Below are 14,344 nucleotides of genomic sequence, written 5' to 3' on the forward strand. Positions count from 1 at the left end.
CTTTTTAGTTTTAAAAAAACATAAAAATTAACAAATATATATAAATCAAATATAAAAGTTCTGAAAGTTCTATTCCACAACCTAATATATCTCCTGTTACTCCATCAATCTTTTTATAAATATGTTTTTTGAATAATATTATAAATATAAAAACTACTATAGCTGAACCTAATATTTTAATCAACACTATATTAGGTAATAATAATATAAATTTAGTAATAAGAATAACTATTAAAAATGTGTATATTATAGCTGTCATTAACATACTTGTAGTCAATTTACCTATAAATAAATTTCCCATTCCTTTTTCTCTTGGTGTCACAGTTTTATATGTCAATAACATTACTCCTAATCTTGCAATCATTGGCATAAATATTATAATCCATAATGAGTTATTACTTATTATATTGTATATGAATCCAACCTTTAATAAAAGTACAAACATAATTGCTAAAAGTGAATTTGTGCCCAATCTTGAATCTTTCATTATTTCAAGCATTTTTTCTTTATCTCTATAACTGTATATTGCATCAAATGTATCTCCTAATCCATCTATATGGAGACCTCCAGTAATTAAAACACCAGCTAAAGTTATTATTATAGAAGCTATAAATGGCTCAAATAATAGTATAGAAATCCATCCTACTAAGTAGGTTAATATGCCAATGACAAAACCTACAAGTGGAAAATATACTATTGATTTATAAAATTCATCATCAAATCCTACATTTAATTTTATAGGTATCCTTGTTAAAAACTGTAGTATTAAAATAAATCTTTTCATAGATACATACTACTCCTTTATTTTCATGGGTATTCCACTAACTACAAAATAAACTTCATTACTTTTTGATGCTATGTATTGATTTATACGACCTACAATATCGGCATATATCCTACTAAGTTTATTCCCAGGAACAATTCCCATACCTAATTCATTTGTCACAAACACAAAGTATAGATTTGTTTTTTCTATTTCTTCAATAAGTTTTCTAACTTGTTCTTTTATGTACTCTTCCAATTTGTTTATTTCTTCTTGAGTAGACTCTTCTATATTTAGATTGTGTTTAAACATTAGATTATTTACTAATAATGTCACACAATCTAGTATAACAGTTTCATGTTCTTTGTATAGCTGTCTAATTATGGAATATATATCTTCATATATTTCATATGTATTCCAATTTCTAGGTCTATTCTCTTGATGTTTTTTTACTCTATCTTTCATTTCATCATCAAATGGAATAGAAGTTGCTATATAAGCTGTATTATTATTCCTGTTCAAACATAGTTTTTCTGCAAAGTTACTCTTTCCTGACCTAGCTCCTCCTGTTACCAGAATAATTTCACTCATCAAAACACTCCTATATATTAAATTTTTATGTCTTATCTTCCCATGTCAATTTCATCGAAAGTTGCCATATTCTTATAAGTATAATTTGAAGCTTCTATTATATTAAATGCTAAAGCAGCTCCACTTCCTTCACCTAACCTCATGTCCATATTTAGTAAAGGGTCTAATCTCAATATATCTAAGGCCCTTTTAGTCCCTGATTCTGCTGACAAGTGAGATGCTATCATATATTCTCTAGTTTTTGGATTTATCTTATATGCAATCAATGCTGCTGCATAAGAAATAAATCCATCTATTACTACTGGAATTCTATTAGCACTACATCCTAATATAACACCTGCCATTGAACCTATTTCAAATCCTCCTACTTTAGATAAAATATCTACTCCATCAGTTGGATTTGGATTATTAATCTCAATAGCCTTTCTAATTACTTCAGCCTTATGTTTTAGTCTTTCTTTTTTAAGACCTGCACCTATACCAGTAACTTCTAATGGGTCACATCCTGAAATCACAGATATTATTGCTGTACTTGGAGTAGTGTTTGCTATACCCATCTCTCCAATACCAATAAGCTTATAATCTTTTTCTATACACTGTTCTGCTATTTCAATTCCTATCTCTAAGCATCTAATAGCCTCTTGTTTACTCATAGCTGGCCCTTTCGCCATATTTGATGTTCCTTTTCTAATCTTATAATCCAATACTCCATCTAGTTTTTCATCACAGTTTATTCCTACATCTACAGCTACAACATCTGCCCCTACAAATTTACTTATTACTCCAACTCCACACAGACCTTTTGAGAAATTTGGAAATTGTAGTTTTGTTATGTTTTGAGGGTCAGGTGCTACTCCTTCTTCATATACACCATGGTCTCCAGCAAAAGCTATTATAACTTTTTTACTTGTATCAAAATTTTCATTGCCAAATATTCCTGATAATTGCATACAAATATCTTCTATTTTCCCTAAGCTTCCAGTTGGATGTATAAGCCTGTCCAATCTCTGCTTTGTTTTTTCAATAGAAGAATTATCTAAAGAATATATATTTTTTGATATACTTTCTAATAAACTCATTTTCTATCCTCCCAACATTTTTTTGTTTTTTAAATTATCTTTTTAGATAAAAAATACTCTTATTTTCTAAAAATTTCAACTTTTTATTTTTATTTTTACATATATACAAAAATTATTCTACATTTTATCTGTATTTCCTTTATTTTACATTATGAATTTGCATACAATCCGATGGTTTTTGTAAAAATATATTTAAAAGAACTTTAAGGAGATGATATTGTGGATGATTTTTCTAAATTAAAAAATTTATATGAAGATGGATATAGATGTATTTATCATGACTGTGTAGATAATAATTATACTATCTACCTTAAGAATTTTTATACGGAAGGTTCAGAAACTATAGAGTTGAGTAGCGAATCAGATTTCTCACAATTCAAAGATTATATAGATGGACTTAGAATGTCTTAATCACTATGAAACCCATTAAAATAGGGAGTTTAACAACTCCCTATTTTGAAGTCACAATTTTTTTTATAAGCTTTAAAAGTTCGTCTCGGTTTACTTCTCTTTCATTTTTTCTGTCCTTATACTCTTGAAAGTTAACAACTTTTGTATTTGGTTTCTCCATAAACTCACTTCCCATTTAACATTATTAACTTATCTTAATATATTTTATTCTATACAATTTATCTATTTCCTTCTATTTATAATACAAAATTTCTTAAATAATCCCAAATTTTCAAAACAAAATTTTCAAAATATACTAAAATCTACCTTTCAAATATAATATCAAATAAAATTTAATAATCCTTATACTTTATAGTATAATATACTCATAAAATATAATAAAGGAGATTTTAAATGAATATCTTACAAAATGAAAAGTTAATTATAGAATCAAACAGTTCTGGTGCTGAACTCACTAAAATATTTTCTAAAGAATATAACAAAGACATTCTTTGGAATGGCAATAAGAAATATTGGGGTAGACAATCACCTATATTATTTCCTATAGTAGGTAAACTTTTTGATAATGAAACTATAATAGAAGAAAATCTATACAGCATGACTCAGCATGGATTTGCTAGAGATATGGAATTTGAAATTGTAGACAAAGGAGATACATTCATATCTTATAAGTTAATAGACAATGAATCTACCTTAAAAAAGTATCCATACTCTTTTGAACTAATTATAAATTATACATTAAACAATGACAGTATAAATATAGAGTGGATTGTAAAAAATACTGACTCTAAAGATATATTCTTTTCTATAGGTGGACATCCTGCATTTAATATTCCTTTTTTTGAACAAAATGGTTTTTCTAAATATCATCTTGAATTTAAAAGAAGAAATGATGTGGAAAAAATCAATTTAAATGGTTCTTTTACTGATGATATAACATTTATTGGTGATTTAAAAAACTTACAGTTAAATCCGGAACTGTTCAAGAATGATGCCTTGATATACACCAATATAGATGAAGTATCTATATGTAATAATGATGGTAGCAAATATATAACTCTATCTATGTTAGATTTCCCTCTAGTTGGTATTTGGACTCCTTATTATAGTGAGTCTAATTCTACTGCTCCATTTTTATGTATAGAACCTTGGTATGGTCTTGCTGATAGTATGTATTCCAATAAAATTTATAAAGACAAGAAATTCATTAATAAACTTAGTAAGGGAAAAGTTTTTACTGCTTCTTACAGTATAAATATACATTAAATAAGAGTCAGTTACATGTGTTACCAAAGTTATAAAATATGTTAATATAAGTTAATATAATAATATGAAGTGGTATTATTTAATATTCCTTAATCAAAAAATATTACTGGAATACAAAATTCCAGTAATATTTGATAACTAAATAATATGTTTTTACATAAGCCTATAAATATCTTATTTTTTATGGCTTAACAATACATACTTATATACGTTTTTTTAATTCTATTTAGGGCTTCATTTAATGTTTCTTTCGGACACCCTATATTAAGACGGATAAACCCCTCTCCATCTTTTACAAAGTAACTTCCAACTACCATAGTTAAATTTGCATGTCTAAAAAACTCTTTCGATTCTTCTTCATTTCTAAATACTTCTCTCACATCTATCCAAGCTAGAAAAGAAGAGTCTGATTTCATAACCTTAGCTTTTGGTATATATGTCTCAAAGAACTCATAGACTATTTGAAAATTATTTTCTACATAATTGGTCATTTCATCTAACCATTTTTCACTTTCATTATATGCCGCAACAATTGCTGGTATTGCAAATACATTTGGAGAAGTTATTGAGTTACTTTTTAGTCTTTCTAACAAAATTTCTCTAACTTTTAAATCTCTTATTAGTACATAAGATGTTTTTAATCCTCCTAAGTTGAATCCTTTATTAGGAGATACACAGATTATGCTATTTTTATAAATTTCTGGATGAGAATTCCATAAAGACACAAATCTATGACCTTTAAATACTACATCCCTATGAATTTCATCACTTACCAAAAGTACATTATACTTTAAGCATAACTCTGATACTTTATACAGTTCTTCCTTTGTCCATATACGACCTGATGGATTTTGTGGACTACAGAATATAAATAATTTTATATTTTCGTATTTCATTCGCTTTTCTATATCTTCTAAATCTAAATAATATCTATTATTATCTAATTTTAATGAACTACAGCATAACTTTCTATTATTATTTACTACAGCTTCTGCAAAAGGGTCATAGGCAGGTGTATTTATCAATACACCATCTCCTTCTTTAGTGTATGCTTGGACTATATAATGAAGAGTTGAAACAGTACCAAAAGTTAACTTTATCCATTCTTTCTCTACATATATATCAAATCGTCTTTTGTTCCAATTTATAACAGCATCATAGAAGTCATCTCCTATAAAAGTATAACTATAATCTCCTACTGAGGCTCTTTTTAAGATAGCCTCTTTTATGGTAGGAGCACATTCAAAATCAATATCAGCTAAATCCATAGGAATTGCATCTTCATTTAAGTCAAACTTTTCTTTAATTACATGGTTGCTCCATTTCCTACAATTCCCCTCTTTACGATTTAATACTTTGTCAAAATTATATTTCATAATTTTATTCTCCTAATATCATAAAATCTTTAGATGTCTTATTGAGTGAGACACCTTTTCCACCTATTATAGCAATGTCATCTTCTATCCTAACTCCCCCTATATTTGGAATGTAGATTCCTGGCTCACAAGACATTACCATTCCCTCTGTTAATATATCATCACTATTTGGATTTAGGGTAGGAACCTCTCCATCTCCAAGACCTATACCATGACCCAGACCATGATTAAAATACTCACCAAATCCATGTTTATCTATAATTTCTCTAGCTACTTTGTCAACATCACTGGCCTTAACGCCTTCTTTTATTGACTCTATTGCAGATAATTGTGCTTCTAATACCACATCATATATCTCTTGAATAATTTCAGGAGGTTTACCTATAGATATTGTACGAGTCATATCTGATTGATACCCTTGATAAACAACACCAAAATCTATTGTTATAGCCTCATTCGTTCTCAGTTTTTTGTTTGTAGGTCTTCCATGTGGCATTGCTCCTCTTTCTCCTGATACCACTATTGTTTCAAAAGACATTCCACTTGCACCTTTTTTCAATGCATGATACTGAATTAGAGCTGATACTTCTAGTTCGGTTATACCTTTTTTAATCTCAGAAATAACCTCACTAAATACTTCATCTGTAATCTCACATGCCTTTTTAATAAGTTCAATTTCTACTTTAGATTTTATAGCCCTTAATTTCCATAATTCATTGGTTATTAAACTGATTTCAAAACCTGCATTTTTTAGCAAAATATACTCTTGTATACTCATAGCCTGATTTTCTATTGCTAGCTTTCCTATATTCAATTCTCTTAATAATTCGATTATATTTGGTATATAAGAACCTTGAGATACAACTCTTTTTATGAAACCACTCGTTTTTTTATCTGCTTCATCAGTATATCTACCATCTAGAATTTGGTACTTTTTATCTTTAGTAACAAGTACATACACACCGCTACCTGATAATGCTCCTATATATTTTTTAGTATTTTTGGACTTAATCAAAAGAGCGTCAACACCTCTTTTATAGATTAAATCTACTAGTCTCTCTATTGTATTATTCATAACAAAATATTAGAAATCCAGACCTAAATCATCTAATAGGTCTTCTTCTTCTTTAGAGAATATGTTCTTTGTTTCTTCTTTTTGTTTTTTATTATTTTGTTGACGTTCCATTATTTTAAAGAATGGCCAATATAACAAGATTGCTAATACTAATTGTAATGCATTTGCTAATATAGAATGCCAATCTCCATTAGTTAAAAAACCTTCTAAGAACACTCCTACATATGGAGGGTCAAATACTGGTTTTGCTAACCATCCCCAGTGCATAAAAAACATTGGTAATGTACCTATTATAGCTCCACCAAATACATGTGGTATAAACATTATTGGATTTAATATTATAGGTGCACCAAATAATATTGGTTCATTTATTCCAAATAATGCAGGGAATAATGATACACGTCCAATTTTTTTATAAGATGAATTTTTTGATAACATACATGCGATTACACAACCTATACTAATTCCACAACCTGTAAATCCAAAGAATGCACTTGAAGCTCCTGCTGTAAAGAAATGAGGTATTGTTTCACCAGCTTGCATAGCTGCTATATTTTCAGCTATAAATGTAATCATTATAGGTCTAGTTATAGGGCTAAATACTGATGAATGTATTCCAAAAAAGAATATAGTGCATATCGCAAAATTAAGAGCAAGAACTGACCATGGATTATCCATACTTCCTACTAATGGAGATAAAAATTGAGTAAGTATCTGTGGAGGTAATTCTCCAAACACTTTTAATGAAATAAAACGAGCAACTATAAAAGTACCACAAACTATTATAGTAGTTGGTATTAACTCAAAAGACCTAGATACAAAATCAGGTACATTTTCTGGCATTTTTATTGTAATATTCTTCTTACTACAGAAATTATATAACTCTACAGAACCAAGCCCTGCTATCATCCCCGTAAATAGCCCTTTAGCTCCTAAGTTTCCTACTTCTAATGCACCATCTGGTGTGAATGATGCTACTAGGAATAGAAAAGAAAAAGTTGATAATGCAACACAACCTGGTATATATAACTTATAATAATTACCTAGATTAAAAGCAATACACATACAAGCATATAATCCTATCAAACCTATGGAAAGACTTACTGGCAAGTCCAGTATTGCTGCATTATTCAATATGAATTTGCTTATTGAGTTATTTTCTCCAAGCATGTTTGGAAGTGCTGGAAGTATTGCAAATATACTTCCTAATATTGTGAATGGTGTCATAGCTACCATACCAGCCTTTATAGAACCAAGATGACGCTGATTGTCAACCTTGTGAGCTAAAGGCATAAATACTCTATTCATAAACGCTTCAAATTTTGAAAACATATTTAACTCCCCTTTTCCCTCAATATTCTTATTATCCTTGAGCTAATTGATGTTTCTTATAAGTTATTAATGCTAACTTCATAACTGTAGCTCCATCCATTTTTCCATAAACATCTTTATCTATTACTGCAAAAGGTTTATTTTTAGGCTCTAATATTCCTTTTAAAAAATCTATTTTGTGAGCTATTTGAGGACCTATAAGTACTATATCCCAATCATCAACCTCACTTTCTATTGAATCTGCTGGTATAGCTGTAAATTCAAAATCTTTTTCATTAAGTTTAGTACTTTCTTTTACTACCTTCTTCATATTTTGCATTAGCATATTAGTAGAAAATCCACCTGCACAACATAATAATATTTTCATAATAATTCCTCCTAAAATTTGTATTTTTTATTATCTCTTGAAAGTATTTAAAACTTTCTAAAAGAAAATTTATGTAAATAATTTATTTATACACTTCAACTACTTATCAAAACAATCTATCAAAGCCTCTATCAAATCTTTAGCTAGTTGAGAAGTCATGTAGTGGTCTTGGGCATGTACCATTAAAAGACTCATTGCTGGACTTTCAACATCTTCATTTAAATCTTGAGTTATTAATTCTGTCTGTATTCTGTGAGCTTCAATATCTATTTTACGAGCCTCCTCTATTAACAATTTTGCTCCTTTAAAATCTTTTGCCTTAACTTTTTTTAAAGCTTCGAAAGCTTTTGATTTACTTTCTCCTGCAGTTGATATAAGCTCCATTATTTGCACTTCTGTTGACATTTTCTTTTTCTCCTTTAAATAAAATTTCTTATATGTTTATATTTTTCTTCATCAAAATTTAAAATTAACTGTGTATATAATCTTATAATGGCATCTAAATCTTTATTACTTACTATCGAAAATGCACAATGACCATATCTGACTGGTACACAAGTTACTACACAAGGTTTCCCTTCATTTACAAGATGTGCTTCCCCCCCATCAGTTCCACCTGATTCAAACATATCGTGTTGAAGTAGTATGTTGTTTTCATCAGCAATTTCCATTACATAATCTATCATTTTTCTACTAGGGACTAGAGTCCTGTCTCTATGCATTAGCATTATACCTTTATCAATTTGTTTCTGATTTGTATAGTCTCTTACAAACTCGTTCTTAGCACATGCTACATCTATCACAAATACTATATCAGGATTTATCAACTGTGTTGCTGTCTTTGCACCCCTTATTCCAACTTCTTCACTACTTGTAGCTGCAAAGTGAATATTACAGCTTAGATTTTTCTTCTCTAACTCTTTTAAAACCTCACCCATAACAAAGCATCCTACTCTATCATCAAAAGCTTTTCCCACTAATCGGTCTGACAGAGCAAATTCCTCAAAGTTTGTTGTATAGGTCACCATATCCCCAACATGAATCCCTAAATTGTATACCTCTTCTTCTGTATATGCTCCAATATCTGCATATATATTTTCAGCTTTGCCATTATTATATGTGGCATTTATGATAGCAGGTATTTTTTTTCCTTCTCTTGTTGTAATTCTAATTTTTTGGACAAACTGTGCAAGGGGTTTTACCCCTCCTATTGTTATTAGGTGAATCATACCAAGTTTATCTATACTCCTCACCATAAATCCAACTTCATCCATATGAGCACAAATCATTACATTTGGTGCATTTTCATCTTTTATCTTAGAAAAAACTATACTTCCTAACCCATCACATATAACTCTATCACTATAATCTCGTAATTCTTTTAATAAAACTTGCCTAACCTCCTCTTCATTAGATGCTATACCATCTGCTTCTGATAATCTCTTAAAAAACTCTATATTCATGTCTAACCTCCCAGGTAGATTTTTAACTTATACATAAACTCTTCATATGATTGCGACTTATTTAGCATATCTACCATATCCTTATCTGTCATAATCTTACTTAGATACTTAGATATCTGTTTATGAAGTTCTAGATTTCCCTTTATTAATGAAATCATGAAAATAATCTTTGGCACTCTATTTTCATAACTAATATCAGTTTGTATCAAGGCCACTGATATAATATTTTTATTACCTGTCATTTCAATTGGATGAGGTATCGCTACACCATTTGTATAAATAGTGCTCAAATAACTCTCTCTTTCCCACACATCTTTAGGATAGGTCGGAGAACAAGCGCCTTCATCAACTATGCATTGTGACATGCTATCAAGGATATCCTTATATTTGAATTTATCTTTTATACATCTAAAATGATTCTTATCAAACAGACCTAATATGTATTGTTTTGGACTTGATATATTTCCTATATGTTCTGCAAATCTAATACTTTCTTTAATATCCAAATAATCTAGTTCGTCTAAAATTTCATTTATAAGAATAACTGGAGTATTTATTTCAAATAAAAGATTTGTTATTGAAAAAATCAAATCTGGTGCAAATTCTACTACAGCCTTTTCTTCTAGTAATGAAAAGTTTTTTATATCAGCATTTGGAAAGATTTCTTTAAGTCTTAAATTTATCAAAAATGCACTACCTCCGCCAGAAGAACATATTATTGCTATTTTATATTTTTTATTAAAATTAGCCTCTTCTCTTTTTTCAAAAGGAACAGCAATGTGAGTTGCTATAAAACCTATTTCATCTTGACTTATTTTTATATGATACTCATTTTCTATAATTTTTGAAAATTGAATAGATAAATTAAAAACAGTTGGATACTGTTGACTTATCTTAACTGAAAAAGGATTTATTATCTTGTGATTCTTCTTTATACGTTCTATTAAACATGCAATATGTAAATAAAATAAGTTAAGAAACTCTTTATCCTCCAAAAAATTAGAGTCATACTTTTTATCTATATCTCTAAAAAATTCATACATTATATCTTGAAGTTTATTTTTATCTATATTCTTTATAGTGGCTTTCTTATCTTTAGTTCTTAGTTTTATAAGTTGTTTTAAGTAATACTTTTCGTCATGAGTAAGGTTATATTTTTTATCTTTAAAAATTTTATCTAATAAGTCATCTATAATTAAATCTTCTGTATATAAGTCTAAATCATTAATATCTCTCACCACTCTCATACTAACTCTTATATACAATATAATAATTTGTGCTAATATTTCCTCAAGCTCTGTTAAGTTAACTTCTAAGTTATGTTCATTAAGGACATTTTTTATTGTACTTCTGATATTATCTAATTTAAAATTATCTATAAACTTATTTCTATACTCTGTTATATTTCTATTACCTTTAAAATAACTCTCCACTAATATACTTTGAATTTCTTTTACAGAGCCTTCTATTTTGATTCCATAATGAGCCTTTCTTTCTAATTTTAATTCTGTATCTTTTATCTTTTCATCTACCTTTTTCAAATCATTTTTTATTTGAGATGAACTGACTAAAAATTTTTTACTTAACTGCTCTATAGTTTTATAACCTTCATTTATTAAAAGTTCTACTATTATAGACTCCAACCGTTGTTCTGGATTTTCAACTAAGTCTGAGGGTAAGTTTTTTAGGTAATGCTCGAATTTATCTTGGTCTTTAATATTTAGAATATATCCTAATTTAGACTTATATTCTAATTTGAAACCATTACATTCTTTTATAGTTTCTATCTTTTTTATTTCATTTCTGATAGTTCGAGTAGATACCCCTAACTTATCTGCAAAATAATCTATATTTAGATAACCACTACTATTTTTCAATGTTTCAAGAATAATGCGTTCTCTCATATCACCACCTCCCCCAGTATTATTATATTTTTCAAAGTAGTATTATAAACAAAAATATTTTCTTATAAAAATTAAACTCTTTATTTGTATTTATCGAAGTTTATATCCTAGTATATTTTAGCACTAAAATTTAAGATATATATTTCATAATAATAAAATATATAGTTCAATTTTTATTATATTTTAATTATATATGTAATACTTTACCAATAAAAGCTGATATTTTTCATCAATTAAATGAAAAAAATACACCATTATAGCTATAAATGAAATAAATTTTTCATATAACAAATATCCTAAACTTATCTAAAATAAATTTAGGATATTTTATTTTTTATGCTTTATTTACAGACCCACATACTTTAATCTTTTCTTTTACAAAGTCCTTTACTGATTGAAGTCCTGCTAATCCATATTTTTTAGGGTCTATAACTTCAGAATCTTCACTTAAAACTTTTTTAACTCCATTACTATATGCAATTCTTAATTCAGTTGCATAGTTAACTTTTGTAATCCCTCTTTTTATAGCCTCTTTTATAATATCATCACGTATTCCTGAACCTCCATGTAATACTAAAGGTATTGAAACTACTTTTTTAATTTCTGATAGTCTGTCTAAATCTATTTTAGGTTCACCTTTATACAGCCCATGCGCTGTACCTATAGCTATAGCTAATGAAGATACCCCTGTTCTATCGACAAACTCTTTTGCCTCTTTTGGATTTGTATAATCATTATTGTCTCCACCATCTAAATCATCTTCTTTCCCTCCAACTTTTCCAAGTTCTGCTTCAACTGGTATAAGAGACGGGTTACATGCTTCCACTACTGATTTAGATAGAGATATATTATTTTCAAAACTTTCATGAGAACCATCTATCATTATTGATGTATATCCATCCCTTAAAGCTTTCATTGCAAGGTCGAAACTTGAGCCATGGTCTAGATGCATTGCCACAGGTATATTTACTCTTTCTGCAGCAACCTTTGCGTTTGCTAGATAATAATCAAGCCCTGCATACTTTACAGTTGACGGAGTAGTTTGTAATATAACTGGAGAATTTAACTCCTCAGCAGCTTCTATAACAGCAATTACCATTTCCATATTTTCCACATTAAATGCTCCTACTGCATACTCTTCATCTTGTGCCTTTTTAAGCATAGATGTTGTTGTTACTAATGCCACATTGATACCCCCCAAATTATTTAATTATAATATTTTAACAAATGCTTTTAGTATTCATATATTGTTACACCTTTTACTACTCTATTTACTGTTCCCATAGCTGACGGTGTGTCTGGCTTATTTTCAACTTTTATAGATACAAATAATGCTATAGTTTGTGCAAATAATATGTATGGCATTGCAAGATACACATCTGGTAATTTATTGTACTTTCCTTCAAATTCAAACTTTGTTCCTGAGAAATTATTTTCATCTTCTACTGATACTGAGCAAGCAAGTTTAGCAAGTTTATCTCTTTTTATTTCCTCTAAAACATCTAAGTCATATTTTCGTGTATATGAACAATTAGATACAAATTCAAAGACAAGTGTCTTTTCATCAATAAATGATTTTGGGCCATGTCTAAATCCCATAGGAGAATCATATACTGTAGCTATTTTCCCTGCTGTAAGTTCTAAAAGTTTTAGTTGTGCTTCTTGTGTCAAACCACCTAATCCCCCTGAGCCTAAGTATACAACTCTATCAAAATCTTTATTTATTAACTCATGTATTTCATCTTTTCTATCTATAACATTTTTTCCCATCTCAATTATTGCATGTATATATGACTTTTCTATATCCTCTTCTAAACTATCAAATATCAACATAGCAGATAACATCATACATGAAAAACTTCCTGTCATAGCAAAACCTTTATCATTTGATTTTGATGGCATTAATAATAAGTAATTATTTTCATCATTTTTAGTCATTTTAGCCAGTTCTCCTTCTGTGTTACAAGTTATAGCTAAATGATAAAAATTATCTACAACCTGATTCCCCAAATTTAGAGCAGCCAAACTTTCAGGGCTATTTCCACTTCTTGCAAATGAAACTAATAACGTTGGCACATCTTTTTTTAAGTAATCATATGGATTAGAAACTATATCTGTAGTAGGTATTGTTTCAAATATGTATTTTCTTATGTCATTTTTATTTTTAAGATACGGAAGTATTGAGTTGCCTACATAAGCTGAAGTTCCAGCACCTGTAAATATAACTCTAAACTGCCCATGATTATTACTTATTGTGTCTATAAATCTACTTAATCTTTCTTTGTTGGATTTATATATTTCATAAGTTTCTAACCATAGTTCAGGTTGTTGTTTTATTTCATTAGTCGTTATTATTGCACCTAAATCTTTTAGTTTTTGTTCTTCTAGTTTAAACATTTTTATTCCCCTTTCATACTTATAACATTTATTTTTGGTAATGAGGTTATAACCACTTTTAAATGTAAAAAAAATATATCTTTTTATATTTTTTACTTGGACTTTTTATTACTACTAAAACTAATTTTTAAATACACTCTATACATTTTGATTATTTTCATAATTTATTTTTAGTTTATATTAAAAAATTTATTAGAATTATATTATAGACGTTTTGGTATTTTTATTTTATGATAAAAATTTATTTAAACAAAGTGGTTATTACCACTAATCCAAATATAAATTAATTTGAATTTTTTGTCAATACATAAAATATTTAT

14 protein-coding genes are annotated in these 14,344 nt (G+C 28.4%); 2 read left to right on the forward strand and 12 right to left on the reverse strand.

Annotation, left to right across the window (positions count from 1 at the left end):
- Window positions 1-10 precede the first annotated feature (10 nt).
- Genes cobS through cobT form a run of 3 tightly spaced genes read right to left on the reverse strand, consistent with a single transcriptional unit; the run spans window position 11 to window position 2,433 of the window.
- Window positions 11-784 carry an adenosylcobinamide-GDP ribazoletransferase gene (gene cobS / locus ACTG45_RS18510; RefSeq protein WP_479919555.1) on the reverse strand — a complete coding sequence of 258 codons (774 nt, stop codon included), beginning with the start codon at window positions 782-784 and terminating at the stop codon, window positions 11-13.
- Window positions 785-793: 9 nt separating this feature from the next.
- On the reverse strand, window positions 794-1,354 hold the full coding sequence (gene cobU / locus ACTG45_RS18515) for a bifunctional adenosylcobinamide kinase/adenosylcobinamide-phosphate guanylyltransferase (protein ID WP_021386356.1): 561 nt from the start codon (window positions 1,352-1,354) through the stop codon (window positions 794-796).
- A 32-nt stretch (window positions 1,355-1,386) separates the two neighbouring features.
- Window positions 1,387-2,433: a nicotinate-nucleotide--dimethylbenzimidazole phosphoribosyltransferase gene (gene cobT, locus ACTG45_RS18520; RefSeq protein WP_479919556.1), complete on the reverse strand. Its 1,047-nt coding sequence runs from the start codon at window positions 2,431-2,433 to the stop codon at window positions 1,387-1,389.
- Window positions 2,434-2,652: 219 nt separating this feature from the next.
- Here cobT and ACTG45_RS18525 point away from each other — a divergent pair, with 219 nt between their 5' ends.
- Window positions 2,653-2,844 (forward strand): hypothetical protein, encoded by a 192-nt coding sequence (locus ACTG45_RS18525; protein WP_003425777.1) that lies wholly within the window; start codon window positions 2,653-2,655, stop codon window positions 2,842-2,844.
- A 393-nt stretch (window positions 2,845-3,237) separates the two neighbouring features.
- Window positions 3,238-4,110, forward strand: coding sequence for an aldose 1-epimerase family protein (locus tag ACTG45_RS18530; RefSeq protein ID WP_479919557.1), 873 nt, complete (start codon window positions 3,238-3,240; stop codon window positions 4,108-4,110).
- A gap of 188 nt (window positions 4,111-4,298) precedes the next feature.
- On the opposite strand, the gene ACTG45_RS18535 is transcribed toward ACTG45_RS18530, so the two are convergent.
- The 9 genes from ACTG45_RS18535 to ACTG45_RS18575 form a co-directional block, all read right to left on the reverse strand.
- On the reverse strand, window positions 4,299-5,486 hold the full coding sequence (locus ACTG45_RS18535; RefSeq protein WP_479919558.1) for a MalY/PatB family protein: 1,188 nt from the start codon (window positions 5,484-5,486) through the stop codon (window positions 4,299-4,301).
- Window positions 5,487-5,490: 4 nt separating this feature from the next.
- Complete coding sequence (locus ACTG45_RS18540) at window positions 5,491-6,561, reverse strand: aminopeptidase P family protein (RefSeq protein ID WP_479919559.1); 1,071 nt, start codon at window positions 6,559-6,561, stop codon at window positions 5,491-5,493.
- 9 nt (window positions 6,562-6,570) lie between these two features.
- Window positions 6,571-7,893 (reverse strand): PTS sugar transporter subunit IIC, encoded by a 1,323-nt coding sequence (locus tag ACTG45_RS18545; protein WP_479919560.1) that lies wholly within the window; start codon window positions 7,891-7,893, stop codon window positions 6,571-6,573.
- A 31-nt stretch (window positions 7,894-7,924) separates the two neighbouring features.
- On the reverse strand, window positions 7,925-8,260 hold the full coding sequence (locus tag ACTG45_RS18550) for a PTS sugar transporter subunit IIB (RefSeq protein WP_021386367.1): 336 nt from the start codon (window positions 8,258-8,260) through the stop codon (window positions 7,925-7,927).
- Between the two features lie 99 nt (window positions 8,261-8,359).
- The gene (locus ACTG45_RS18555) at window positions 8,360-8,665 is read right to left on the reverse strand and encodes a PTS sugar transporter subunit IIA (protein WP_021386337.1); all 306 of its coding nucleotides are present in this window, start codon (window positions 8,663-8,665) and stop codon (window positions 8,360-8,362) included.
- Between the two features lie 14 nt (window positions 8,666-8,679).
- On the reverse strand, window positions 8,680-9,723 hold the full coding sequence (ypdE, locus tag ACTG45_RS18560) for an aminopeptidase (protein WP_479919561.1): 1,044 nt from the start codon (window positions 9,721-9,723) through the stop codon (window positions 8,680-8,682).
- 2 nt (window positions 9,724-9,725) lie between these two features.
- Window positions 9,726-11,627 carry a BglG family transcription antiterminator gene (locus tag ACTG45_RS18565; protein WP_021386339.1) on the reverse strand — a complete coding sequence of 634 codons (1,902 nt, stop codon included), beginning with the start codon at window positions 11,625-11,627 and terminating at the stop codon, window positions 9,726-9,728.
- Window positions 11,628-11,961: 334 nt separating this feature from the next.
- Window positions 11,962-12,813 (reverse strand): tagatose-bisphosphate aldolase subunit GatY, encoded by an 852-nt coding sequence (gene gatY / locus ACTG45_RS18570; RefSeq protein WP_021386363.1) that lies wholly within the window; start codon window positions 12,811-12,813, stop codon window positions 11,962-11,964.
- Between the two features lie 47 nt (window positions 12,814-12,860).
- Window positions 12,861-14,024 carry an SIS domain-containing protein gene (locus ACTG45_RS18575; protein ID WP_479919562.1) on the reverse strand — a complete coding sequence of 388 codons (1,164 nt, stop codon included), beginning with the start codon at window positions 14,022-14,024 and terminating at the stop codon, window positions 12,861-12,863.
- Window positions 14,025-14,344 lie beyond the last annotated feature (320 nt).

The organism is Clostridioides sp. LIBA-7602 (assembly GCF_056688945.1).